The following is a 25,015-nucleotide window of genomic DNA, read 5'->3' on the forward strand; positions in this document are numbered from 1 at the left end:
GCCCGATCGCGGAGATCGAAGCCCCCAAAAAAAACGCGCCGGCATAGTCCGGCGCGTTTTCGTTTCGGTGATCGCTCGCTGGCGCTTACTGGGTGGGCGCCGACTTCATCAGCTGTGCACTCAACTGCTGGTACTTCAGGCGCGCCACGGGATCGCCCTGGGCCGCCGCCGCCGCGTAGTACGCGCGCGCGACGTTGAGGTTCTTCGGCACGCCGTCGCCGCCGCGCTCGTAGAACGAGCCGGTCACGTATTGCGCCGTCATGTCGCCGCCCTCGGCGGCCTTTTTGTACCAGTAGAACGCCTGCTTGTTGTCGCGCGTGGTGCCGCGCCCGTCCAGGTACTGGTTCGCGAGCGCCAGCTCCGCCTGCACGTGGCCCTGCTTCGCTGCCTTGAGGAACCACTGGTGCGCCTGCACGGGATCGCGCTCGACGAAGTCGCCGTCGTCGTACATCTTGCCGTACACATACTGCGCGTGCGACATGTTGGCGTCCGCGGCCTTGCGCAGCCACTTGCGCCCCTCGCCCACATCGGCGGCGCCGCCTTCGCCGTTCACGAGCATCATCGCGTAGTTGAACTCCGCCAGCCGGTTGCCGCGCTCCGCGGCCGCCTGGAACTCGGCGCGCGCCGCGCTGAGGTTGCCCGCGTTGTAGTCGGCAACGGCGTTGGCCGTTTGCGGATCGGATTCCGCGCCCGCGGCGCTTGCGGCGTCGGCGCCTGCCGCGATTGCGCTCACGTTGAGCGCCGCGCCCGCCAGACAGCCGATGGCGAGAGCGCGCGCGATCCGCGCCAAATGCCGCCCCAAAAGCGCTTTCGGGCGCGTCATGATCTCGCCTCCTGGAGCGCCTGGCGTGTCGCGCGCACGAGCCACATCACGTCGGCGGCCAGGGCAATGAAGCTGAAGCCCATCTCGCGATACTGCCTCGCAGCGGCCGCATCCATCGCGAAGATGCCCGCGGCGACGCCCGCCTCGCGCGCGGCCGCGACGATGCGCTGCACGGCGGCGACCACGTCCGGATGCTTCGAGTCGCCGAGATGGCCGAGGCTCGCCGCCAGATCGGCGGGACCCACGAACAGGCAGTCGACGCCCGGCACCTGCGCGATCTTTTCGACTTCGGCCAGCGCCGCCGCCGACTCGATCTGCACGATCGTCGCGATCTGCGCGTTCGCGCCCTGAAGGTAATCGCGCCGCATGCCGTAGGCCGCCGCGCGCACCGCGCCCGCCACGCCGCGCTGGCCGCCGGGCGTACGCGCGTCGGGGTACTGCGTGAGGCTCACGGCGCGCGCCGCTTCTTCAGCCGATGCCACATTGGGGAACATCACCGTGCGCGCGCCCGCGTCGAGCACGTGCTTGACGAGCCACGGCTCGCTGTCGGGCAGACGCACCACGGGCTCGGTGGGCAGATGCGCGGCCGCGATGGCGCGCAGTTGCGCGATGGTGTCGGCGCTGTCGTTGGGGGTGTGCTCCATGTCGATCAGCAGCCAGTCGAAGCCGGCGTGCGCGAGCGCCTCGGCGGCGGTCTCGCTGCCCATCGACAGCCATAGGCCGAATAGCGGGTCCGCCTCCTTGAGGCGTTCCTTGAGGGGATTGGTGAAGGTGCTCATCGCCGTGCTCCCGGCGAGGCTGCGGGGCGCACGCGCCAGGCGCGGGCGGTGTCGCCCGGCAGCGCGGCAGCCGGCAGGTCTCGCTCCGTTATGTGTTTGTCGGGCCGCGCGCGGGGATGCGCAGGCCTTGCGGCAATGATCATACCGCGACAAAAACTTACGGGACGGCACGGAAAACCCGCCTTGCGCGGGTCGCCGGCGCGCGGGTGAGTGAGGCGGGTAAAGCGGCCCTGCGCGCGTCAGTCGCGCGTGACTTCGGCCCAGCAGTTCGGCGTCTCGTACAGGCGCAGCTTGTGCAGGCGCAGATTCACGCCATAGTGCGCGTCGTACACGTTCGCGAGAATGTCGAACGCGATGGCCGCGAGGTTTTCCACGGTCGGAATGCGGTCGATCACGACCGTCTTGTGGCCCGGCAGCGTTTCGAGGAAGCCGCGCACCTGCGTATCGCCCGCGAAGACGAGGAACGCGTGATCCCACAGATCGACGAGATGCTGGTTCGCGAGCGACTTCACGTCGGCGAAGTCCATCACCATGCCGCGGTCGGGCGCGCCCTCGGTTTCGACGAGGTCGCCTTGCAGCGTGATTTCGAGCACGTAGCGATGGCCGTGCAGATTACGGCACTGGCTGCGGTGGTCGGGGATGCGGTGGCCCGCGTCGAATTCGAGTTTTCGGGTGATCGTCAGCACGGCGCTTCTTCAGGTAAATTCGCGTGAATCAGGGAATGTTCAGGTATTTGTGGGTCTGCATCGACAGGCGCCACTGCGGATGGCGCTTGCACCAGTCGATGGCGAGCTTCGTGTTCAGGTCGCGCGACGGGCCGTCCATGGGCTGCACGAGAAAATACTCGAAATCGAGCTTCGCGTAGTCGGCGAGGCGCTGGTTTTCCTGCGGCACGACAACCTTCAACTCGTTGCCCTTCGTGACGACGAGCGGCGCATCGGCCTTCGGGCTCACGCAGATCCAGTCGATGGTTTCCAGCACCGGCAGCGAGCCGTTGGTTTCGATCGCGATCTCGAAACCGGCGGCGTGCAGCGCGTCGACGAACGGCTGGTCGATCTGCAGCATCGGCTCACCGCCCGTGCAGACCACGAAGCGGTTGCCCTCGCCCTCGGGCCACAGCGAGGCGATCTTCGCAACGAGCTCTTCCGGCGTGCGGAATTTGCCGCCGTTCTCGCCATCGGTGCCGACGAAGTCGGTGTCGCAGAAGCGGCAAACGGCCTCTTCGCGATCTTCCTCGCGGCCCGACCAGAGATTGCAGCCGGCGAACCGGCAGAACACGGCCGGACGCCCGGCGTTCGCGCCTTCGCCCTGCAACGTGTAGAAAATTTCCTTTACCGCGTAAGTCATCGTGCAGCCTGGTTCTGGCTCATGCGCGCAGCGCGTGCAAAGCCGGTTGGTCTCGGGCGCGAATTCATCGTGTCGGCGGAGCGCGCCGCCCGTGCGCGGCCCTGGCCGTATTCATCCAGCGCGAAAGTCACATGTGCGGCCCGAGGCTAATACTCAGACCGGGGCTTCCGTCACGTTCTCGCCGGCGAGATACGCTTCATACCCGCGCTTGCGCAACTTGCACGCCGGGCACTCGCCGCAGCCGAAGCCCCACGCGTGAAGCTCGGCGCGCTCGCCCAGGTAGCAGGTGTGCGTTTCCACGCGGACCATGTCCACCAGCGCTTCGCCGCCCAGCTGTTCGGCGAGCCGCCATGTGTCGGCCTTGTCGAGCCACATGAGCGGCGTTTCCAGCACGAAGCGCGTGTCCATGCCGAGATTGAGCACCACCTGCAGCGCCTTCATCGTGTCGTCGCGGCAGTCGGGATAGCCCGAGAAGTCCGTTTCGCACATCCCGCCCACGAGCACCTTGAGCCCGCGACGATAAGCGATCGCCGCGGCGATCTGCATGAACATCAGGTTGCGGCCCGGCACGAAGGTGTTCGGCAAGCCGCTCGCGGCGGTTTCGATCTCGATCTCGCGCGTCATGGCCGTGTCGCTGATCGAGCCGAGCACCGAGAGATCGATCATGTGATCGTCGCCGAGACGCTCGCCCCACTCGGGGAACGTGCCGGCAATCGCCGCGCGAAAGCCCTCGCGGCATTCCAGTTCGACGCGATGACGCTGACCGTAGTCGAAGCCGAGCGTTTCGACGCTCTCGTAGCGGTCGAGCGCCCATGCGAGGCACGTGGCCGAATCCTGGCCGCCGGAAAACAGGACGAGCGCCCCTTTGGCGTCTGTTCGAGTCACCGTGAAACTCCGTGTATGAGGTTTCCGCGCGAATGCCTTCGTTGCGTGCCTGGGTTGCTCGCTTTTGTCGCCTGGCGCCCGGCGGACCGGCAGGGACAACCCCCGCGCCGGCTCATGCAGTATAGGCCGGGGCCCCTGCCCGGGCATCGGCGACCCCTTATACCCCGGATACCGTCGATGTCTGGAGTTCGGGCCGCAGGACAACGCGCACAACGAAAAAGCCCCAGGAATCGAACGATCTCCTGGGGCTGCATTCTGGTGGCCTGGGACGGAATCGAACCATCGACACGCGGATTTTCAATCCGCTGCTCTACCAACTGAGCTACCGGGCCAACGAAGAAAGAAGAGTATAGCGGTGAAATCAGCGTTTGCCAAGTGGCTTACGCAAAATCGATGCGTCTGGCCGCGCCGCTCACCTGCCCACGTTCATTCGCCCTTGCTCTTGCCGAGGTCGACGCCGAGCTGCTTGAGCTTGCGATACAGGTGCGTGCGCTCAAGCCCCGTTTTTTCGGCCACGCGCGTCATGCTGCCGTTCTCGCGCGCGAGGTGGTACTCGAAGTAGGCGCGCTCGAATGCGTCGCGTGCATCGCGCAGCGGGATGTCGAACGAGATCGATGCCGTTTGCGTGGCCGCGCCCGCCTGCATGCCATGCACGCCGTCGGCGCCCAGCACCGGCAGCGCCGCCGCCGATGCCACGACCGCGGGTCCGCCCGCCGCCGTCTTCCCCGCCGCCGCCGAGGTGGCCGGCGTGACCGGCGCGGCCGTGCCGCGCGCGAGCCCCTGCTCGACCGCCTTCAAGAGCTTTTGCAGCGCGATCGGTTTTTCGAGGAAGTTGAGCGCGCCGATCTTCGTCGCCTCGACGGCGGTGTCGATGGTCGCGTGCCCCGACATCATGATGACCGGCATCGTGAGATGACCCTGCGCGGCCCATTCCTTGAGCAGCGTCACGCCATCGGTGTCCGGCATCCAGATATCGAGCAGCACGAGGTCCGGCACGTGGCGCTGCCGGAAGTCGCGCGCCTGCTGCGCATCTTCCGCGAGCTCCACGACGTGTCCTTCGTCGCTGAGGATCTCCGAGAGCAATTCCCGGATGCCCATTTCATCATCTACCACCAGGATGGTTGCCATTTACGCTGCCCTTGTCTGCACTGTTGCTTTTGATCCCTGCTCCGCTTCGGCACGCGCCTGCCCCTCCCCGGATCGGCCGGGTCCGGGCGTGACGGCATCGTCTGCCAACTGGAGAAAGAGAATCGAGATCTGCGCGCCTTCGATCACATCGCCCGCTCTCATTCGATTGCGGATGTCGATGCGCGCGCCGTGCTCGTCGACGATCTTCTTGACCATCGCAAGCCCGAGTCCTGTTCCTTTGGCCTTGGTCGTCACATAGGGTTCGAACGCACGCGTGAGGATGCGCGCCGGGAAACCCGGGCCGTTGTCCGATACCGTGAGACGCACCGCCACGCGCGTGCGGCCTTGCGCGTCGGGGTCTCCGTATTCTACGGCGCGGGTCTCGAGCGTCACGCGAGGATTCTGCGTGTCGGCCACCGCGTCCTGCGCGTTTTGCAGCAGGTTGTGGATCACCTGACGCAATTGTGTCGCGTCGCCGCGTATCACCGGCAAGTCGGAGAGCTCGACCTTGATCGCGCTCTTGCCTTCTTCCGCGCCGTAGAGCGTGAGCACTTCGCTCACGAGTTCGTTGAGCTGCAGGTTCGCGAGCACCGCCGGCGGCGTGCGCGCGTAATCGCGGAAGTCGTCGACCATCTGCTTCATCGCCGCGACCTGATTGACGATGGTGGTCGCGCCGCGCCTGAGCACTTCGGCATCGGTGGGCGCGAGCTTGTCGGTGAGCTTCATCTGCAGGCGTTCGGCCGAAAGCTGGATCGGCGTGAGTGGATTCTTGATCTCGTGCGCAAGACGGCGCGCGACTTCGCCCCACGCCACCGAGCGCTGCGCCGAGATCACGTCGGAGATGTCGTCGAACACCACGACGTAGCCCGAGGTCTGCATGTCGCCCGCGTCGCGGCCCGTGTCGGATACGAGGCGCGCGCCGCGCACGAGCAGCGTGAGCGGATCGGTCTCGCCCGGAATCGGTACGGAGAACTGCTGCTGCCAATGGCCGCGCTCGTGATCGCCATCGCCGCGCGACGCTTCCTGGTCGGCGAAGGCCTTGCGCACCATCGCGCCGAACTCCGTGAGCGCGCCGATGTGATCGAGCGCGACGCCGAGCTGCGTCTGGAACGGCTGACGGAAGATACGCTCCGCACCGGGGTTGGCCGTCGTGAGGCGGAACTGCCGGTCGAACACGAACACGCCCGCCGTGAGGTTCGCGAGAATGCTCTCGAGGTACGCCTTCGAATGCTCGAGCGCGACGCGGTTCTTCTCCACGGCCTGGCGCGCTTCGGAAAGCTGGCGCGTCATCGCGTTGAACGACTGCGTAAGGAAGCCCAGCTCGTCGCGCGACTTGATTTCGCGCTTGGGCGTGTAGTCGCCCTCGGTCACTTCCTTCGTGCCCTGCGCGAGCAGGAAGAGCGGCCTCGCCAGCTGGTTGCCGAGCGCGAGCGCAAGCATCATCGCGACGAAGGTGGCGAGAAAGAGCGCGAGCGTGAGCGTGCCGATATACATCTTGCGCAGGCCCGTGCGGCCGAGCGCCTTTTCCTGGTACTCGCGATACGCGCGCTGCACGGCGTCGGCGTTGCGCGCGAGCGCGGCCGGCACCGGCTGCTCGAGCTGCAGGAAACGCTCGACCGGCTGCAGATCCGTTGTGTTCGCATCGGGAATGCGCGTGACCACGCGCAATCGCAGCGCGCCCTTCGAGCCAAGCTGATGCGGGTCGCCGTCCACTTCGCCTTCGATCGCCGCATAGCCGCGCCCGCGTGCCTGATCGATCATGAGCGCCGTGGGCATGTCGGCGGGCATGAGCGACGAGAAGTTGCTCGATGCCTGCGCCACCACGTGCATGTCCGGCGCCGCGCCCGACATGCTGCGCACCGGCTCGACGATCATCGCGTCCTGCACCCCGAACTGGTCGCGCGCACGCAGCAGCGTGAGCGTCGTGCCCGCGGAATCGCCGTTCGCGATCTGCTCGGCCATCAGACGGCCCTTGGTTTGCAGGTCGGAGAGCGACGCGTCGAGCATGCCGCGGCCGAGATTCAGGCCGGCGGTGAGCGCGGTTTCGACGTTCACGTCGAACCACGACTCGATCGAGCGCGAGACGAACTGGTACGAAACGATATAGATGATGCCGCCCGGCACCACGCCCACGAGCGCGAAGAAGAACGCGAGCTTGGCGAGCAGCCGCGTGCCGAACTTGCCGCGCCTCAAGCGCACGACGATCACGATCATGAGCGCCGTGACCACCGACAGGAAGATCAGCGCGACGACGATGTTGGCCGCATAGAGCCAGCCGTAGTAGCGGTCGAAGAACTCGGTGTTCGCGCTCGCCGCGGCGAGCAGGACGAGCAGCAGCGTCGCGGTGAACGCGACGGTGGAGACGAGCAGCTTGACGACGACGCTGCTGAAGCTGGTGGCGCGGCGCACTTTATTTAGCACGTTCGGTCACCGTGAAGTTGAAGCGCTTCCAGTCGGAAGCGAGGTTCCAGTCGCGGTTGTTCACGGCGTCGATCTGGAACGGCTTGGGCATCAGCGCGACGTCGAGCTGCATGCGCACCGAGGCCGTGTACGTTTCGCCGGCATGCACGTCGTTGCGGTCGATCACGTGCCACGAGGTGACGTGCTTGATGACCGCGAGCGCGTCCGCGAGCGTCGAGAAGCCGAGCTGCAGGCCGCCGCTCGACACGCGGTACTCGCGCGTGAGCGGCTGGAACGACAGGCGAATGCTTTGCGACACGTTCACCGGCTGCTCGTCGAACCAGTACCAGCGCGCGCGCGTGAGCTCGAAGTCGGTGGTGAAGTAGAGCGGAATGCCCTTGTTGACCGCGTCTTCCAGGCTGCTGTTGAGGTCGAAGTCGAAACGGGCGTCGAGGCTCCAGCCGTTGCTGTCGGCCTGGAGCGACGCGCGCTGCACCGAGATCGAGTCGGCGCGAGCCGGCGCGGCGGCCACCAGGCCGACGACGGCAAGCACCAGCCAGATCAGGGCCGCGAACCGCAGCGGGAAGAAGCGTTTGATGGTCACCGTTTCTGAAAGCGCGCGTAGAAGAATCCGTCGTGATCTGCGGTGCGATCGGGAACGGGAAAGCCAGTTGTCGTCACTTCGGCCTTTGCAGCGGCCTCGTGCCGCGCCTCGCCGGCTGCGCCGTCTTCTGGCCCCCGGGCCGGCGCGCCGAACGCCTCGGGCAGCAACTGCCCCGGGGCGTCCAATCGTACCGCATCCGCATGGGTGCTTTCAAACCAGCGCGCCTGCGCCTCGCCTTCCTCGGGGAAGATCGAACAGGTCACGTAGAGCAGTTCGCCGCCTGGTTTCACGAGCGGCCACAGCGCATCGACGATGCGGCGCTGCTCGGCGGCAAGCGCCGCGATGTCGCTCTCGCGGCGCAGCCAGCGGATGTCCGGATGACGGCGCACGATGCCCGAGGCCGAGCACGGCACGTCGGCGAGGATGCGATCGAAGCCTTCGCCGTCGTGCCACGCGGCCGGATTGCCCGCGTCGCCGACCACGATCGTTGCGCGCCGCATCGGATGCGCGGGATCGTCCTGCGTAAAACCGAGGCGCGCGAAGTTTTCGCCGATGCGCGCGGCGCGCGCGGCGTCGCTTTCGAGCGCAACCAGCTCGATGTCGGCAAGCTCGAGCAGATGGCCGCTCTTGCCGCCGGGCGCCGCGCACGCGTCGAGCACGCGCATGCCGTCACGCACGCCGAGGATTTGCGCGGCCACTTGCGCGCCGGCGTCCTGCACGGACACGTCGCCCGCGAGGAATCCGGGGATGCGATCCACCGGCAACGCGGCGGCGAGACGTACGGCGTGTGCGCCGATCTGCGTGGCAGCGATGTTTTCGGCGGCGAGCCGCTGGACGTAATCGGCCGCGCTCGCACGGCGCGCGTTCACGCGCAGCGTGAGCGGGCCCTGCGTGTTGCCCGCGGTGAGTATCGCCTGCCACTGCGTGGGCCACGCGGCGCGCACCGCGTCGATCCACCAGCGCGGATAGTTCCAGTGGGCGGTTTCATCGGCCTGGGCGGCGGCAAGCGCGGTCTCGCGCTCGCGCAAAAAGCCGCGCAGCACCGCGTTGACGAGCCCCTTCGCGAAGGCGATCTCGCGGCGAGCGCCCACGGCGCGCACGGCCTGATCGACGACCGTAAACGGCGTGTAGGCCGCGCTCGCCTCGTCTTCGGCGAGCAACGCCAGCGCGCAGGCCAGCAGGTTCGCGACGAGCGGCGGCGGCGCCTTGCTCACGCGCTGCCGGATCAGGCAGTCGACCGTGCCGAGCCGCCGCATCGTGCGGTACGCGATGTCCTGCACGGCGCCGCGAGCCTGCGGCGCGAAGTCGGCGGGCAACGCGGCGAAGGCGCTCGCGAGCGCGGCAGGCAGCGCCGCACCGGCGCGCACGGCGCCGACCGCATGAGCAGCCTGGTCGAGCGCAAAGCCCAGCGAATCGGGGGCCAGGTGCACGGCGTGGCTGTGCGCCGACGCCGCGCCCCGCTGGCGCGCGGGCGATGCGGAACTCTTTTTGCCGTGAGACGGCTTGCTGGGTCGCCGGGATGGGCTCGATGTCATGAAAAAACCGGATGCGGGCCGCGGTGCAGCGCGGCGTCGATGATGCACAAGCGAGCCATTGTAGCGTGGCGAGCGCGCAACACTGCCAGGCGGCGCGATTCCCGTTGACGGCACCGCGCCCGCAGGCGGACAGCGACGAAAGCGCCGGGATACATATTGGCGGATACCGACTAACGGCTCGCCGCATGATGGCGGCAGAAAACGCCCCTCCTCCCTGCGACGTAGCGGCCATCATGAAACTACTCGGGAAGAAACAAGACTTCGCGTTCCTCGCCTTCGTTGCGCTCTTTTCCGTGTACCAGCAGGGACGGGGAAAGCTGTTCTCGCCTTTCTGGGACTACAAGGTGTACGCCTACGCGCTGGATCAGTTCAAGCGCGGCGCGAATCCGTATATCCCGCACGGATTCCCCTTCGTCTATCCGCCCATCTTCCTGAATCTCTTTTCGCGCGTGCCGTTTCACTGGCTCTATCTGGCATTCGCTATCGCGTCGCTGATCTATCTCACCTACAGCATCGGGCATGCGGATTTCGTCGTCGCGGGAGCATTGGGGTTTCTGACCGGTGGCGCGGGCGTGGGCGGCATCCTCACCGGGAATTTCGCGATCTTCGGCCACCTGCTGACCATTGCGCTTTTTTATGCGGCTTCACGGGGCAGCCGTGGCGCGACCGCAAAGTATTGCGCGCTGGCTTTTTTCATCGCCCTGTTTGCCTCCATCAAGATCTATTTCCTGACCTACGCCGTCGTGTTCTTTTTCATCCCCAAAGGCATGCGCTACTTCTTCGCCGTGCCCTTGTGCGTTGCGCTGGCAACCATCGCGCAGCTCGCGCTGGAACCGCGCCTGTGGACCGACTTCGAAACCCTGCTGCGCTGGCAGATGCTCGCCCAGAACGATTCCGGGCTGGTGCTGTTCGGGATACTCGAACAGCACGTGCGCGCGCTGTCGACGCTGGAAGACGTGCTGCTCTACGAACTGGTGGTCGTGGCGCTGTTCGTGTATGCGGTCAATCCATTGCGCGGGCGGCGGCTCATGATTGCCGAAAACGCAAGCGTGCCCGGCAGGCTTTTCTATGTGCTCGCGTTCTGTCTCGCGCTGAATCCGAGAATGAAGGAATACGACATCGCGCCGTTCTTTGCGTGCTGCTACGTTTCGCTGTTCCAGAGCAGCAAAGAAGAAAACCGGATGGATCGCGTGTTTTTCTACGCCGTACCGTTGGCGTTCATCGCCGCGTGGATCGTCGTCAAGTTCGGGCACGTGTACTACGCGCTCGACGTGTCCTGGTTCATCGGCGTCTATTTCGTGTTCTTCGTGGTTTCGCTGCGTCAACGGGCGTTGCGGGTTTCGGCGCGAGCGGGCGCCCGACACATGGACGGCGACGCCGCGGCGACGGGCTGAATAAAAAACGCCTCGAAGAGGCGTTTTTTTTCGTTACCCGTTACCGGTCGACGCTTTAGCGTCGGCCACCCGCAGCCATCTCCATCAAGCGGCGGATGCGCTCTTCCGTGGACGGGTGCGTGCTGAAGAGGTTCTGCAAGCCGCCGCCCGACAGCGGATTCATGATCATCATCTGCGCCGTGGCCGGGTGCTGTTCGGCCGCCGGGAACGGTATGCCCTGCGCGTAGCGGTGGATCTTGTCGAGCGCCGAGGCGAGCGCCTGCGGATCGCCGGAAATCTCGGCGCCGCCGCGGTCCGCCTCGAACTCGCGCGCACGCGAAATCGCCATCTGGATCAGCGCGCCCGCGATCGGCGCGAGCAGCGCCACGGCAATGCTCGCGATGGGGTTCGCCGGGCGGCCGTTTTCATCGCGGCCGCCGAAGATCATCGCGAAGTTGGCGAGCGCCGAGATCGCGCCGGCCATGGTGGCCGAGATCGTCGAGATGAGAATGTCGCGGTGCTTCACGTGCGCCAGCTCGTGCGCCATGACGCCGCGCATTTCGCGCTCGGACAGCACGCGCAGGATGCCCGTGGTCGCCGCGACCGCGGCGTGCTCGGGGTTGCGGCCCGTGGCGAAGGCGTTGGGCGCGTCCTCGTTGATGAGGTAGACGCGCGGCATCGGCAAGCCCGCCCGCGTGGCCAGATCGCGGACCATGCGATAGAACTGCGGGGCCGTGGTCTCGTCGACTTCCTGCGCGTTGTACATGCGCAGTACCATCTTGTCCGAATACCAGTACGAGAAGAAGTTCATGGCGAGCGCGAAGAACAGCGCCAGCACCATCCCGCGATGCCCGCCGATCAGCCCGCCAATCACGATGAAAAGGGCCGTAATCGCGGCCATCAACATCGCGGTTTTGACCCAGTTGAACATGTGCTGTGCTCCTTCACCCACCAGGGGATCAAATCGATCGTTGAACGCCCGCCGCCAGCCGGTCAGCCGCGCTCGGGCGAGCGCATTGTAAGCGATTTGTTAGATATGGGCAGATCCGAAAAATTCAATCTCAGCGCGTGGCGGTCGCGAGCTTCAGGCCCAGCCCGACGAACGCCGAGCCGACCGTGCGGTCGAGCCACTTCTTCACGCCCGGCTTGCCCGAGAAGCGCTGCGTGACGCTGCCCGCCACCCACGCGACGAAGCTGTTCCACACCGTGCTCATCAGCAGGAAGACGGCGCCGAGCGTGAGGAAAGCGAGGGCCTTGTGCTCCGTCCCCGTGGACACGAACTGCGGGAAGAACGAGACGAAGAACAGCACCACCTTCGGATTGAGCACGTTGGTGCAGAAACCCGACACGAACAGATGGCGCAGCGGGCGCGGCGCGGCGGCGGAAGGCGTGGCTGGCGCGCCGCCTGCGGCAGGCCTGGACTCGTGCTTCGTGAGCATGAGGCGCACGCCGAGATACACGAGATAGACCGCGCCGACGATCTTGATGACCGTGAACGCCGTGGCCGACGCCGCGAGCAGCGCGGTCAAGCCGAACGCGCAGGCGAGCGTGTGCACACAGCAGCCCGCCGAGATACCCAGTGCGGAAACGAGGCCCGCGCCGCGGCCCTGCGCGACGCTGCGGCCGACGATATAGGCCGTGTCGGGCCCCGGCGTCACGTTCAGGAGAAATACGGCGACGACAAAGAAACCGAAATGGGTAATGCCGAGCATGACAACCTCAAAATCGAAAAACGCTCAAACGCCATTGATTCTAGCGCGCCGGGAACCGCGCGGCACTTGGCTTCGCGGCCGTTGTCAGGCGCTGGCGTTCAGGCAATGGCGCGAGCCCGCGTTCAGGCCGCAGGGGTCTCCGGCAACTGGAACCGCTGCCCCGCCGCCAGCGGCATGCCGGCCAGGAATTCGCGCGCGGGCAGGCGCTTGCCGCCCGGCTTTTGCAGCTGCGTGAGGCGCAGCGCGCCCTCGCCGCAGGCCACCACCACGCCCGCCGCGCTCACTTCGAGAATCTCACCCGGCTCGGCGGCGGCGGTCGACGTACGCTCGACCGGCTCGGCGGCCCACAGCTTGAGCTGCGCGCCGTCCAGCGTGGCCGCGCCGCCCGGGAACGGGTCGAATGCGCGAATCTGCCGCGCGAGCGCCAGCGCGGGCCGGCGCCAGTCCAGCGCGGCTTCCTGCTTGCCGATTTTTTCGGCGTAAGTCGCGCCTTCTGCCGGTTGCGGCGTGGCGGGCAGCGCGCCGTCGCGCTCGAGCGCGACGAGCCCATCCACGATCAGCTGCGCACCGAGTTGCGCCAGGCGGTCGTGCAGCGTCGCCGTGGTGTCGCCGGGCGCGATCGGCGTGCGCACCTCGGAGATCATCGGGCCGGTGTCGAGCCCCGCGTCCATCTGCATGAGCGTGATGCCGGTCTCGGTGTCGCCGGCTTCGATCGCGCGATGAATCGGCGCCGCGCCGCGCCAGCGCGGCAGGATGGACCCGTGAATGTTGATGCAGCCGCGCGGCGGGATGTCCAGCACTTCCTGCGGCAGCAACAGCCCGTAGGCTGCCACCACCATCACGTCGTGCGGTGTGGCGCGCAGCAGGTCCAGCGCCGCGGCGGCCTCCTGCGGATACTTGCCCGCACGGCGCAGCGACGGCGGCTGGGCGACGGCCATGCCATGCTCCTGCGCATAGCGCTTGACCGGGCTTGCCTGGAGCTTCATGCCGCGGCCCGCCGGGCGGTCCGGCTGGGTCAGGACGAGCGGCACGGCAAAGCCCGCTTCGTGAATCGCCGCGAGCGCCGCGGCGGCGAATTCCGGCGTGCCGGCGAAGATGACGCGAAGAGTGTGGCTCATGGGCGCTCGGTGCGTGGCGGCGGGTTGATGAAGAAAGAGACCGTCGGATCGCGCTTACATCGCGCGTTCGAGCTTCTTCATCTTGCTGCGGATGCGCGTCTGCTTGAGCGACGACAGGTATTCGACGAACACCTTGCCCATCAGGTGATCCATTTCGTGCTGGATGCACACGGCGAGCAGCCCTTCGCAGTCCACCTCGTAGGTCTCGCCCTTTTCGTTCAGCGCGCGCACGCGCACCTTTTCCGCGCGCTCGACTTCATCGTAGATGCCCGGCACGGAAAGACAGCCTTCCTCGTGCACTTCGCGCTCGTCGCTCGACCAGATGATTTCCGGGTTGATGAACACGCGCAGCTCGTCGTGCGCGTCGGACACGTCGATCACCACGACGCGCTCATGCACGTCGACCTGGGTGGCCGCGAGACCAACGCCCGGCGCGGCGTACATGGTTTCGGCCATGTCGGCGACCAGCTTGCGGATGCGATCGTTGACCGCCTCGACCGGCTTCGCGACCTTGTGCAGACGCTTGTCCGGGTAATGAAGAATGTTCAGTAGAGCCATGATTTGACGGGTTTCTCGTTGGGCGCCTGAAAGAGCCGGGCACAGGGAACGATGCACGGCCTGGCCATTCGGCCAGCTTGCGGGTCCCAGGCCGGATACGGAGGATATCTCCTCATATTCGGACGAAAGGGCCGCAATTCAACGTTGAACGCGCGTATCGCCCGTGCGGGCGCAGTGCGCCCGAAGGCGGGTGCGCAGTGCCACGGGTCAGGACGCCACGGTGTATTTCGGATGGTGAAAATTTTATCACGAGGTGCGGCAAGCCGTCCGCGCCCGGGGAACGCGATGCCGACGACCTTGCCGCTGTCAGAAGAGGAACTGGCCGCCTGGCTGAGCCTCGCCCTCGCGCGCGGCCTGAGGCCCGCTGCGCTGCGCGCGCTGCTCGGCGCGTTCGGACTGCCTCAAAACGTGCTGGCCCAGCCGTTCGCCGCGCTCGCCGCGGTGGCGGGTGCGCAAGCAGCCCACGCTGCCCTGGCCGAGTCCCGGCCGGACTTCGCGGCGCAACTCGATGCCCTGCAGGCGTGGCGCGCGGCGCCCGGCAATGCGCTAATCACGCTTGCCGATCCGGCCTATCCGGCCCGCCTGCTCGACATGCCCGATCCACCGCCGTTGCTCTACGCAATGGGCCGGCTCGAGCTGCTCCACACGCGCGCGGTAGCCGTCGTGGGCAGCCGCAGCGCCACGCCGCAGGCCGTCGAGGACGCCATGCGCTTCGCGCGCACACTCGCCGCGTCCGGTCTCACGGTCGTCTCGGGGCTCGCGCTCGGCGTGGACGGCGCCGCGCATCGCGGTGCACTCCACGAGCAGGGCGGCACCGTCGCCGTGATCGGCACCGGCGCGGATCTCGTCTATCCCCCGGCCCATCGTCCGCTCGCCATGGAGATCGCCGCACACGGCGCGCTCGTCTCCGAATGGCCGCTCGGCACCCCGGCGCGCTCCGCGAACTTTCCGCAGCGCAACCGCGTGATTGCGGCGCTCGTCGAAGGCGTGGTGGTGGTCGAGGCCGCGCAACGTTCCGGCTCGCTCATCACGGCAAGGCTCGCCAACGAAATGGGACGCGACGTGTTCGCGCTGCCCGGCTCGATTCACGCGCCGCTCACGCGCGGCTGCCACGGGCTCATCAAGCAGGGCGCGCAGCTGGTCGAAACGCCCGAAGAGGTGCTCGATGCACTCAATGTCGGGCCACCCCCGGGTGCCGGGCGCGCGCTCGCGTCGCCGCGGGAACCACGCCGCCAGAAGGTCTCGGTTCCCTTCGATTGCATCCAGCGCGACGACACAAGCGAAACGCCGCAGCTGGCGCTCGCACTCCCTCACCCCGAGCCGCCGCCTGTGCCTCGCACTGAAGCAGCGCGAAAACCGCCCGCCAGCCTTGGCGCCGAAGCCCGGCGCCTGCTCGACGCGCTCGGTCACGCGCCGGCCACGGTTGAAATCCTCGCGCAGCGCACCGACATGGCCGAAGCGGTGCTGCAAGGCACGCTGCTGCAACTCGAACTCGCGGGACACCTCGACGCCCTGCCCGGCGGCTGGTTCGTGCGGGCTTCGCGCGGCTGATGCCGCACATTGGGGGAGCATCACCGCCTGCGCGCCGCCGTGATACATTCGCGCCAAATACCCCGCTCTATATATAAGAGAACGCAAGGAACGACCATGCCCGCGCTAGACCTCGACACCGACGCCGACCAGATCGCCGAGCGCGTCAGCAATCAGGACACGCTGTTCGTCGCGTGCCTGTGCGCGCAGTGGTGCGGGACGTGCCGCGACTACCGTGCCACGTTCGACCGCATCGCCGAGGCGCATCCCGATGTCTGCTTCGCATACATCGACATCGAAACCCATGCCGACCGCTTCGACGATCTCGATGTCGAGAACTTCCCGACCATCCTGATCGAGGACGGTCACGCCACGCGCTTTTTCGGCACGGTCCTGCCGCACGCCGCCGTGGTCGAACGCATGCTCTCGGACCTCACGGCGCTGCCGGGTGTGTCCGATGCGCCCAAGCTGCGCCCCGCCCTGAGCGCGGTTTGAGCGCCCCCAGCATCTGACCCCGATCAGGCACACCGCTTGCCGCGCGGCCTGGCGCGCCCTTATGATTGGGCGCCCTGGCGGGTGCGCGGGTGTCGTCATGAGATGACGCAAAAATCGACGCCGACGCGCCATGTGCTATAAAGCGGTCGAGAACGGCCCCCCGAGCGGGGCAGCAACGCCGGGCATCGAGCCCAAGCGCCCATTCAGGCGGCATCGGCCCCGGGGGCGCCAACCGGAACACCCACAAGCAACCAGTCATGTCCAAAGCTCTGATCATCGCCGAGAAGCCGTCCGTCGCGAACGACATCGCGCGCGCGCTGGGCGGTTTTACCAAGCATGACGAGTACTACGAGAGCGACGACTACGTGCTCTCGTCGGCAGTCGGCCATCTGCTGGAAATCGCAGCGCCGGAAGAATACGAGGTCAAGCGCGGCAAGTGGAGCTTCGCTCACCTGCCCGTGATCCCGCCGCACTTCGACCTGAACCCGATCGCCAAGAGCGAATCGCGGCTCAAGGTGCTCAACAAGCTGATGAAGCGCAAGGACGTCACGCAGCTCATCAACGCCTGCGACGCGGGGCGCGAGGGCGAGCTGATCTTCCGCCTCATCGCGCAGCACGCGAAGGCGAAGCAGCCGGTCCAGCGCCTGTGGCTCCAGTCGATGACGCCGCAGGCGATCCGCGACGGCTTCGCGAACCTGCGCAGCGACCACGACATGCAGCCGCTCGCCGACGCCGCCCGCTGCCGCTCGGAAGCCGACTGGCTCGTCGGCATCAACGGCACGCGCGCGATGACCGCCTTCAACAGCAAGGGCGGCGGCTTCTTCCTCACGACGGTGGGCCGCGTTCAGACGCCAACCTTGTCGATCGTCGTCGAACGCGAAGAGAAGATCCGCCGTTTCATCCCGCGCGATTATTGGGAAGTGCGTGCGGAGTTCGTCTGCGCGGGCGGCTTCTACGAAGGCCGCTGGTACGACCCGAAATTCAAGAAGGACGAGTTCGATCCGGAAAAGCGCGATTCGCGCCTCTGGAGCCTGCCGGCCGCCGAAACCATCGTGGCGGCCTGCCATGGCCGCGAAGGCACGGTCAGCGAGGAATCGAAGCCGTCCACCCAGCTCTCGCCCGCGCTCTTCGACCTGACGAGCCTGCAGCGTGAAGCCAACGGCCGCTTCGGCTTTTCGGCCAAGAACACGCTCGGCCTTGCCCAGGCGCTGTACGAAAAGCACAAGGTGCTCACCTACCCGCGTACCGATTCGCGCGCGCTGCCCGAGGATTACATGGGCACGGTCAAAGAGACGCTCGAGATGCTCAAGGAGAGCAACAACTACCTGCCGCACGCCAAGCAGGTGCTCGACAAGGGCTGGGTGAAGCCGAACAAGCGCATTTTCGACAACTCGAAGATCAGCGACCACTTCGCCATCATCCCCACGCTGCAGGCGCCGAAGTCGCTCTCGGAGCCCGAGCAGAAGCTGTACGACCTCGTCGTGAAGCGCTTCCTCGCCGTGTTCTTCCCGGCGGCGGAATATCGCGTCACCACGCGTATCACCGAAGTCGCCGGACATCACTTCAAGACCGAAGGCAAAGTGCTGGTCGAGCCGGGCTGGCTGCAGGTCTATGGCCGCGACGCGGGCGGCGACGACGCCAACCTCGTGCCGGTGAAGAAGGACGAGAAGGTCAAGACCGACAAGATCGCGGCGCACCAGCTCGTGACCAAGCCGCCTGCGCGCTACAACGAAGCGACGCTGCTCTCGGCCATGGAAGGCGCGGGCAAGCTCGTGGACGACGAAGAGCTGCGCGAGGCCATGGCCGCCAAGGGCCTGGGCACGCCGGCCACGCGCGCGGCGATCATCGAAGGTCTGCTCGGCGAAAAGTATCTCGTGCGCGAAGGCCGCGAACTGATCCCCACGGCCAAAGCGTTCCAGCTCATGACGCTGCTGCGGGGTCTCGACGTGAAAGAACTCACCGCTCCGGAACTCACCGGCGAGTGGGAGTACAAGCTTTCGCAGATGGAGCGCGGCAAGCTCCCGCGCGACGCGTTCATGCAGGAAATCGCCCGCATGACGCAGACCATCGTGAAGCGCGCGAAGGAATACGACTCGGACACGATTCCCGGCGACTACGCGACGCTGCAAACGCCATGTCCGAATTGCGGCGGCCAGGTGAAGGAAAACTACCGCCGCTTCGCCTGCACGAAGTGCGAGTTCTCGATCTCGAAGATTCCGGGCGGCCGTCAGTTCGAAATCCCCGAAGTGGAAGAGCTGCTGCAGAACAAGACGATCGGCCCGCTCTCGGGCTTCCGCAGCAAGATGGGCCGCCCGTTCTCGGCGATCCTCAAGCTCTCGTTCGACGACGAAATCAAGAACTACAAGCTCGAGTTCGATTTCGGCCAGGACTCCGGCGCGGAAGACGGCGAAGCGCCCGACTTCTCGCAGCAGGAGCCGGTGGGCGCGTGCCCGAAGTGCAAGGGACGCGTGTACGAGCACGGCATGAGCTACGTGTGCGAGCACTCGGTCGCGAATCCGAAGACCTGCGATTTCCGTTCGGGCAAGGTGATCCTGCAGCAGGAGATCGCGCGCGACCAGATGGCCAGGCTGCTGGCCGAAGGCCGCACCGACTTGCTGACCAACTTCAAGTCGTCGCGTACGGGCCGCAACTTTAAGGCCTTCCTCGTCAAGCAGCCGGACGGCAAGATCGGCTTCGAGTTCGAAAAGAAGGAGCCGAGCGCGAAGACAGCGGCCAAGACGGCCGCGAAGAAGTCGGCTGCATCGGCCGAGGCGACGGACGATGCCGCGAACGACGCGGCGGAGTCGGCCGAAGAAGGCAAGGCGAAGCCCGCGCGCAAGACGGCGGCCGCCAAGGCCGCACCGGCGCGCAAGACCACCGCCCGCAAGACGCCGGCGCGCAAGACAGGGTCGTAAAGCCCATCCTCACCAGGGCCGTCGCCGGCCTTGATACAGCAAGGCGAAAAGGCGCAGCTTCTCACGAAGCTGCGCCTTTTTTATCGCCGGATGAAGGGCGATATCGGGCTTATAGCGGCGAGATCGCCGAAGTCCGGGTGCGCGCCGCCGAAGCGCGCGCGGCCTTCGGTGCGCGCTCGCCGTCCATGCCGTTGTGCTCGCCGTCGTGCAGGCTACCGCCCGGCGCGGGCTGCACGCCATCGTAGTCGTCGCCCGCAACACCGTTGCGAGCCGCCGCTGCCGGACGTGCAAGACCATCCCTGACCCACTGCTCGCCAAGCTGGCTGTTCGGCGTCTGGCTGAAGTGCTCGACGAGATGGTCGATGAACGTACGCACCTTGGCCGGCAGGTGACGGCGGCTCGGATACGCGACGTTGATCTCCACCTGCGGCAGACGATAGTCGCCAAGCAGCCGCACGAGGCGCCCGCGCGTCATGTCGCGGCCGATCAGGTAGCTCGGCAGGATCGCGATGCCCATGCCGAGCAGCGCGAACTGACGCAGCATCTCAGTGTTGTTCGCCACGATCACGTTGGTCGGGCGCACGCGGATTTCGCCGTCCGGCCCCGTGAACACGCGCTCGTCACCCCAGTACTCGGAAGGCAGCGAGAGGCTCGGGTGCTCCATGAGGTGCTCGGGGCGCGTGGGCGTGCCGTGCTTTTCGAGGTACGCGGGCGTGGCGCACACCGTCATGCAACCCGTCGTGAGGCGGCGCGTGACGATGCTGGCGCTGCGCATCTGGCGCGCAGTCACGACGCCCAGATCGAAGCCCTCTTCGACGAGATCGACCTGACGGTCCACCAGCGTGACGTCGGGAATGACCTGCGGATAGCGCTGCGTGTACGTCTGCAGCACCGGCGCGAGATTATGGAGCCCGAACACGACCGGCGCGACGATGCGCAGCGTGCCGACGGGCTCGTGATTGCGCGCGACGACCATCTGTTCGACATCCTCGAGTTCATCGAGGATCTGGCGGGCGCGCTCGAGATAGACCTGACCCGATTCGGTCAGGGAGAGACTGCGGGTCGTGCGGTTGAGCAAACGCGTGCCGAGTCGACCTTCGAGGTCGGCAACATGCCGCGTCGCAACCGCGTTGGAGATATCCATCGCGGCAGCGGCCCGGGCGAAACTGCCGAGGTCGGCCACTTTGACGAATACTCGCATCGACTGCAAATGATCCATGAGACAACTCCTGCCTGTTACTACCCCGCTGTTAATCAGCGGAGGAAACCGCGAATTCTCCTACGACAGCAGAAATCCTGCAGAAGTTGCCTCCGAAGCCCTTATTTTCTTTACGAATTCTTCGACTGCACCCCAAAATGTATTAACCGAGGTCCGATTGTTACCTCGAACGAAACAATTTTGCGCATTGCAGCGAAATAGCCGCTCAAACGGCGAACAGACGGGCCAGTGCACCGCACCAATGCATTCGCCCCCGAAAATAAAGAAGGCCGCCCGAAGGCGGCCATTCAGTTAGCGAGCGCTCACATCACATACTTACAGGCGCGTTTCCAGCGTCTTGCGAGCGTCCTTCAGCACTTCCGGCAGGCCATGAGCGAGCCTGTCGAACAGCTCGGCGTGCAGCGCGAGTTCGGCGCGCCAGGCGTCGGCATCCACCGAAATCACCTGCTCGAACTGCTCCTGCGTAAAGTTCAGGCCGCTCCAGTCGAGATCGCTGTAGCGCGGCGACACGCCGAATGCGTGCTCGTCGCCCGTGGCCTTGCCCTCGATACGGCGCACCATCCACTCGAGCACGCGCATGTTCTCGCCGAAGCCCGGCCACACGAACTTGCCATCCGGCCCCTTGCGGAACCAGTTCACGCAGAAGATGCGCGGCACCGTCGCGCCGGCCCTGGCGAGGCGTGCGCCCACGTCGAGCCAGTGGCCGAAGTAGTTGGCCATGTTGTACCCGCAGAACGGCAGCATCGCGAACGGATCGCGGCGCACCACACCCTGCTGCCCCGCGGCCGCGGCCGTGGTCTCCGAGCCCATGGTCGCGGCCATGTAGACGCCCTCGGTCCAGTCGCGCGCCTCGGTCACGAGCGGCACCGTGGTCGAACGGCGGCCGCCGAAGATGAACGCATCGATGGCCACGCCCTTGGGGTTCTCCCACTCGGGATCGATCGACGGGCACTGCGACGCGGGCGCCGTGAAGCGCGCGTTCGGATGCGCGGCCTTGCGGCCGGTTTCCTTGCCGATGGCGGGCGTCCAGTCGTTGCCGAGCCAGTCGATCGCGTGCGCCGGCGGCTCGTCGGTCATGCCCTCCCACCAGACATCGCCGTCGTCGGTGAGCGCGACGTTCGTGAAGATCACGTTCTCCTTGAGCGTCGCCATGGCGTTGAAATTGGTCTTCTCACCGGTGCCCGGCGCCACGCCGAAATAGCCGGCCTCCGGGTTGATCGCGTAGAGACGGCCATCGGCGCCGGGCTTGATCCAGGCAATATCGTCGCCGATCGTGGTGATTTCCCAGCCGTCCATGGCCGGCGGCGGAATCAGCATGGCGAAGTTGGTCTTGCCGCACGCCGACGGGAACGCCGCCGCGACGTGGTACTTGCGGCCTTCCGGCGAACGCACGCCGAGAATCAGCATGTGCTCGGCGAGCCAGCCTTCGTCGCGGCCCATGGTCGAAGCGATGCGCAGCGCGAAGCACTTCTTGCCGAGCAGCGCATTGCCGCCGTAACCCGAGCCATAGCTCCAGATCTCGCGCGTTTCCGGGAAGTGGACGATGTACTTCGTCTTGTTGCACGGCCACGGCACGTCCTGCTCGCCCGCCGCGAGCGGCGCGCCCACGCTGTGCACGCACGGCACGAACGCGCCGTCTTCGCCGAGCACGTCGTACACGGCGCGGCCCATGCGCGTCATGATGCGCATGTTCACGGCCACGTAGGGGCTATCGGAAAGCTCTACCCCGATATGCGCGATCGGCGAGCCGAGCGGGCCCATCGAGAACGGCACGACATACATCGTGCGGCCGCGCATCGAGCCTGCGAACAGGCCGTCGAGAGTCGCGCGCATTTCGGCGGGCGCGACCCAGTTGTTGGTGGGGCCGACATCTTCCTTGGTGGGCGAGCAGATGAAGGTGCGGTCTTCGACGCGCGCGACGTCCGAGGGGTCGGAGCACGCGAGATACGAATTCGGCCGCTTCTGCGGATTGAGACGGCGCATCGTGCCGGCCTCGACCATCTGCGCACACAGGCGGTCGTATTCTTCCTGGGAGCCGTCGCACCAGACGATGCGATCCGGCTGCGTATGCGCTGCGATTTTCTGCACCCAGTCGATCAGTTTCCGGTGCCGGACCCAGGCGGGCACCTGCGCGGCGGCCTGGGCTTGGTAATCGGGATGGTTCATCGAGCTGTCTCCATTTTTAGGGCTGTAAAAAGGGAATCGGCCCTTTTCAACGCTGCACGCGAGAGGCGCAACTCATGCGAACCGGATGTCGATGGCAGATCAACATGCGAATCGATTCGCGCAGTTGGGCAGGTCGTCAAGGTCCTTCAGCCTGGGGTTCGAAACCGTCTGTAAAGCGGCTTGCATCGGAGCCCGACAAGCTGTTAAAAGTTGCAAATTCGCGGCTGATTACCGCGTCAAAAACCTGCGTGCGTAGCCTCGGGCTTGCGCAATTGCAATGCCTGCTGCGCACGCGGCGAGCGACGTGAAGGCTCCCTATATTCATACCAGCCTTCCCGGCGCTGCATAGTGGGATAACCACCAGATGAACACCGAAGTCGCGCTACGAAAGGCGCGATGCAAAACACGCAAAACAACCCGCTGCCATGAAAATTGCCATCCTTGACGACTACCAGGACGCCGTCCGCAAGCTCGACTGCTTTCAACTGCTCGCCGACCACGAGGTCAAGGTTTTCAACAACACGGTGCGCGGCCTCGGCCAGCTCGCCAGCCGCCTCGCCGAAGTCGACGCGCTCGTCCTGATTCGCGAACGCACCCGCATCACCTCGCAACTGCTCGACAAGCTCCCGCATCTGCGCATGATCAGCCAGACGGGCAAGGCCGGTCCGCACATCGACATCGAGGCCTGCACCGAGCGCGGCATCGCCGTGCTCGAAGGCACCGGTTCGCCCGTCGCGCCCGCCGAACTCACGTGGGCGCTCATCATGGCCGCGCAGCGCCGCATTCCGCAGTACGTCGCCAACCTCAAGCAGGGCGCGTGGCAGCAGTCGGGCCTCAAGACCTCGGCGATGCCGCCCAACTTTGGCCTCGGCCAGGTGATGCGCGGGCAGACGCTCGGCATCTGGGGCTACGGCAAGATCGGCCGGCTCGTGGCCGGCTACGGCAAGGCCTTCGGCATGCGCGTGCTGGTGTGGGGCCGCGAGCATTCGCTCGAAGCGGCGCGCGCCGACGGCTACGAAGCCGCCGCAAGCCGCGAGGCGCTGTTCGAGGAGAGCGACGTGCTCTCGCTACATCTACGCCTGCACGATGACACTCGCGGGATCGTCAAGCAGGAAGATCTGCTGCGCATGAAGCCCACGTCGCTGCTCGTCAACACGAGCCGCGCAGAGCTGATGGAAGAAAACGCGCTGCTCGGCGCGCTTGCGCACAACCGGCCGGGCATGGTCGCGATCGACGTGTACGAGAGCGAGCCGATCCTGCAGGGCTACAGCCTGCTGCGCATGGAAAACGTGATCTGCACGCCGCACATCGGCTACGTGGAGCGCGAGAGCTACGAGCTGTACTTCGGCGGGGCGTTCCGCAACATCCTCGCGTTCGACGCGGGCGATCACGCGAGCGTCGCGAACCCCGAAGCGCTGCAGGGCGGCCGCCGCAAGTAAGCGCGGCGGCACGGGGGGCGCGCGCCGCCCTTCGTGCGACTTTGCGTCTGATTTTCGATGCGGCCGCGTGCGCTCAAGCGTTCGCGGCCGCTTCCATGACCTCGGGCAAACGCGCGAGGAAGCGCTCGCCGTCCACGCGGCCGAGGTTGTAGGCGTGCTGCATCTGCTGCGGGCTCGTGTAGTCCCAGCTCGAGATCGGCACCCTGGCCGACGGCTGCACGTAAAGGCGCTGCTGCACGCCCTGCGTTGCCTGATGCCGCACCACGAACATCTGCGGACGCGGATAGAGCCGCGTCACCATCACCAGCACACGGCCGGGCGTGTCGTCGAGCGCGCCGACCGGCACGTTGTCGACCATGCCGCCATCGAGCACCGGGCGGCCGTCGCGCCGCAGCACCGGCGTGAACGGCGGCGTGCATGACGACTGCAGGATGAGATCGGCCAGATCCTCCACGCTCGCGCATTCCTGCGCCGTCACGAACTCCGGATGAAACCCGAGCCTGCGCCCGAGCGTGGGGTGCAGCGTCTTGCGGATGTGTTTTTCGATGTTGTACGCGATGAGACCGGCCGCCACGGCGCTGCGCGCGCCGAGCCAACGCGGCACATGCGACACGCCGATGCGGATCTCAGGCGCGTCCTGAAGCTGCGTGAACGGCTCGCCGTAGATGTCGAGCAGCGCCTGGCGATAGATGCGGTAGTGCGGAAACACCGACTCGCCGCGCAGCAGATTGCCCCAGTAGGCGTTGCGCTTGTTGTGGCGCAGCGCTTCCTCGTAATAGCGCATGACCCAGTCGGCGTCGCGCGTGTAGAGCATGCACGCGGTGGCCGCGCCTGCCGAAATGCCCGTAATGACGCGCGGGCGAATGCGCAGCTCGGGCTGGACGATGTCCCAGAACCCCGCCTGCCACCAGCAGCGATTGCCGCCGCCGGCGAAAACCACCTGATCGAACATGCCTTCTGCGTCCTTCGAAGCGACCGAAACCGATCGG

21 protein-coding genes and 1 tRNA gene are annotated in these 25,015 nt (G+C 66.3%); 5 read left to right on the top strand and 17 right to left on the bottom strand.

Annotation, left to right across the window (positions count from 1 at the left end; genetic code table 11):
• Positions 1-85: 85 nt before the first annotated feature.
• The 10 genes from AB4Y42_RS18910 to rsmB all read right to left on the bottom strand — a co-directional run bounded on the left by AB4Y42_RS18910 (position 86) and on the right by rsmB (position 9,501).
• Entirely contained in the window at positions 86-823 is a 738-nt protein-coding gene (locus tag AB4Y42_RS18910; protein WP_368695000.1) for a tetratricopeptide repeat protein, read from the bottom strand.
• The gene (locus AB4Y42_RS18915; protein ID WP_368695001.1) at positions 820-1,602 is read right to left on the bottom strand and encodes an HpcH/HpaI aldolase/citrate lyase family protein; all 783 of its coding nucleotides are present in this window, start codon (positions 1,600-1,602) and stop codon (positions 820-822) included. The genes AB4Y42_RS18910 and AB4Y42_RS18915 overlap by 4 nt, the downstream gene beginning before the upstream one ends.
• Before the next feature lie 239 nt (positions 1,603-1,841).
• The gene (gene queD, locus AB4Y42_RS18920) at positions 1,842-2,285 is read right to left on the bottom strand and encodes a 6-carboxytetrahydropterin synthase QueD (protein WP_368695117.1); all 444 of its coding nucleotides are present in this window, start codon (positions 2,283-2,285) and stop codon (positions 1,842-1,844) included.
• A 31-nt stretch (positions 2,286-2,316) separates the two neighbouring features.
• Entirely contained in the window at positions 2,317-2,949 is a 633-nt protein-coding gene (gene queE / locus AB4Y42_RS18925; protein WP_368689454.1) for a 7-carboxy-7-deazaguanine synthase, read from the bottom strand.
• Positions 2,950-3,102: 153 nt separating this feature from the next.
• Positions 3,103-3,834: a 7-cyano-7-deazaguanine synthase QueC gene (gene queC / locus AB4Y42_RS18930; RefSeq protein ID WP_368689455.1), complete on the bottom strand. Its 732-nt coding sequence runs from the start codon at positions 3,832-3,834 to the stop codon at positions 3,103-3,105.
• Between the two features lie 256 nt (positions 3,835-4,090).
• A tRNA-Phe gene (locus AB4Y42_RS18935) sits at positions 4,091-4,166 on the bottom strand.
• A 94-nt stretch (positions 4,167-4,260) separates the two neighbouring features.
• Positions 4,261-4,962, bottom strand: a complete 702-nt coding sequence (gene esaR, locus AB4Y42_RS18940; protein WP_368695002.1) for a response regulator transcription factor EsaR — start codon at positions 4,960-4,962, stop codon at positions 4,261-4,263.
• Positions 4,963-7,383 carry an ATP-binding protein gene (locus AB4Y42_RS18945; protein ID WP_368695003.1) on the bottom strand — a complete coding sequence of 807 codons (2,421 nt, stop codon included), beginning with the start codon at positions 7,381-7,383 and terminating at the stop codon, positions 4,963-4,965.
• Entirely contained in the window at positions 7,373-7,966 is a 594-nt protein-coding gene (locus AB4Y42_RS18950; protein WP_368689458.1) for a DUF4390 domain-containing protein, read from the bottom strand. The genes AB4Y42_RS18945 and AB4Y42_RS18950 overlap by 11 nt, the downstream gene beginning before the upstream one ends.
• Positions 7,963-9,501, bottom strand: coding sequence for a 16S rRNA (cytosine(967)-C(5))-methyltransferase RsmB (gene rsmB, locus AB4Y42_RS18955; RefSeq protein ID WP_368695004.1), 1,539 nt, complete (start codon positions 9,499-9,501; stop codon positions 7,963-7,965). Before rsmB ends, AB4Y42_RS18950 begins: the two co-directional genes overlap by 4 nt.
• Positions 9,502-9,734: 233 nt before the next feature.
• Between rsmB and AB4Y42_RS18960 the strand changes: the two genes are divergently transcribed.
• The gene (locus tag AB4Y42_RS18960; RefSeq protein ID WP_368695005.1) at positions 9,735-10,895 is read left to right on the top strand and encodes a hypothetical protein; all 1,161 of its coding nucleotides are present in this window, start codon (positions 9,735-9,737) and stop codon (positions 10,893-10,895) included.
• 55 nt (positions 10,896-10,950) lie between these two features.
• On the opposite strand, the gene htpX is transcribed toward AB4Y42_RS18960, so the two are convergent.
• From htpX to def, 4 genes are all read right to left on the bottom strand, one after another.
• The gene (gene htpX, locus AB4Y42_RS18965) at positions 10,951-11,805 is read right to left on the bottom strand and encodes a zinc metalloprotease HtpX (protein ID WP_233878856.1); all 855 of its coding nucleotides are present in this window, start codon (positions 11,803-11,805) and stop codon (positions 10,951-10,953) included.
• Between the two features lie 130 nt (positions 11,806-11,935).
• Positions 11,936-12,586, bottom strand: a complete 651-nt coding sequence (locus tag AB4Y42_RS18970) for a LysE family translocator (protein WP_368695006.1) — start codon at positions 12,584-12,586, stop codon at positions 11,936-11,938.
• A 122-nt stretch (positions 12,587-12,708) separates the two neighbouring features.
• Positions 12,709-13,704: a methionyl-tRNA formyltransferase gene (gene fmt, locus AB4Y42_RS18975; RefSeq protein WP_368695007.1), complete on the bottom strand. Its 996-nt coding sequence runs from the start codon at positions 13,702-13,704 to the stop codon at positions 12,709-12,711.
• Positions 13,705-13,758: 54 nt separating this feature from the next.
• Positions 13,759-14,262: a peptide deformylase gene (def, locus tag AB4Y42_RS18980; RefSeq protein ID WP_368689463.1), complete on the bottom strand. Its 504-nt coding sequence runs from the start codon at positions 14,260-14,262 to the stop codon at positions 13,759-13,761.
• Positions 14,263-14,547: 285 nt separating this feature from the next.
• Between def and dprA the strand changes: the two genes are divergently transcribed.
• The 3 genes from dprA to AB4Y42_RS18995 all read left to right on the top strand — a co-directional run bounded on the left by dprA (position 14,548) and on the right by AB4Y42_RS18995 (position 19,202).
• Positions 14,548-15,813: a DNA-processing protein DprA gene (dprA, locus tag AB4Y42_RS18985; RefSeq protein ID WP_368695008.1), complete on the top strand. Its 1,266-nt coding sequence runs from the start codon at positions 14,548-14,550 to the stop codon at positions 15,811-15,813.
• A gap of 96 nt (positions 15,814-15,909) precedes the next feature.
• Positions 15,910-16,287, top strand: coding sequence for a thioredoxin family protein (locus tag AB4Y42_RS18990; protein ID WP_110383187.1), 378 nt, complete (start codon positions 15,910-15,912; stop codon positions 16,285-16,287).
• A 257-nt stretch (positions 16,288-16,544) separates the two neighbouring features.
• Complete coding sequence (locus AB4Y42_RS18995) at positions 16,545-19,202, top strand: DNA topoisomerase III (RefSeq protein ID WP_368695009.1); 2,658 nt, start codon at positions 16,545-16,547, stop codon at positions 19,200-19,202.
• A gap of 109 nt (positions 19,203-19,311) precedes the next feature.
• Here AB4Y42_RS18995 and AB4Y42_RS19000 read toward each other — a convergent pair whose 3' ends face one another.
• Positions 19,312-20,421, bottom strand: coding sequence for a LysR family transcriptional regulator (locus AB4Y42_RS19000; RefSeq protein WP_368695010.1), 1,110 nt, complete (start codon positions 20,419-20,421; stop codon positions 19,312-19,314).
• Between the two features lie 315 nt (positions 20,422-20,736).
• Positions 20,737-22,587, bottom strand: a complete 1,851-nt coding sequence (locus tag AB4Y42_RS19005; RefSeq protein ID WP_368695011.1) for a phosphoenolpyruvate carboxykinase (GTP) — start codon at positions 22,585-22,587, stop codon at positions 20,737-20,739.
• Between the two features lie 425 nt (positions 22,588-23,012).
• Here AB4Y42_RS19005 and AB4Y42_RS19010 point away from each other — a divergent pair, with 425 nt between their 5' ends.
• Positions 23,013-24,026, top strand: coding sequence for a D-2-hydroxyacid dehydrogenase family protein (locus AB4Y42_RS19010; protein ID WP_321922812.1), 1,014 nt, complete (start codon positions 23,013-23,015; stop codon positions 24,024-24,026).
• Positions 24,027-24,099: 73 nt separating this feature from the next.
• Here the strand turns inward: AB4Y42_RS19010 and AB4Y42_RS19015 are convergent, their stop codons facing one another.
• The gene (locus AB4Y42_RS19015; protein WP_342949131.1) at positions 24,100-24,978 is read right to left on the bottom strand and encodes a patatin-like phospholipase family protein; all 879 of its coding nucleotides are present in this window, start codon (positions 24,976-24,978) and stop codon (positions 24,100-24,102) included.
• Positions 24,979-25,015 lie beyond the last annotated feature (37 nt).

The sequence above is a fragment of the Paraburkholderia sp. EG286B genome (assembly GCF_040965655.1).
Classification (GTDB): domain Bacteria; phylum Pseudomonadota; class Gammaproteobacteria; order Burkholderiales; family Burkholderiaceae; genus Paraburkholderia.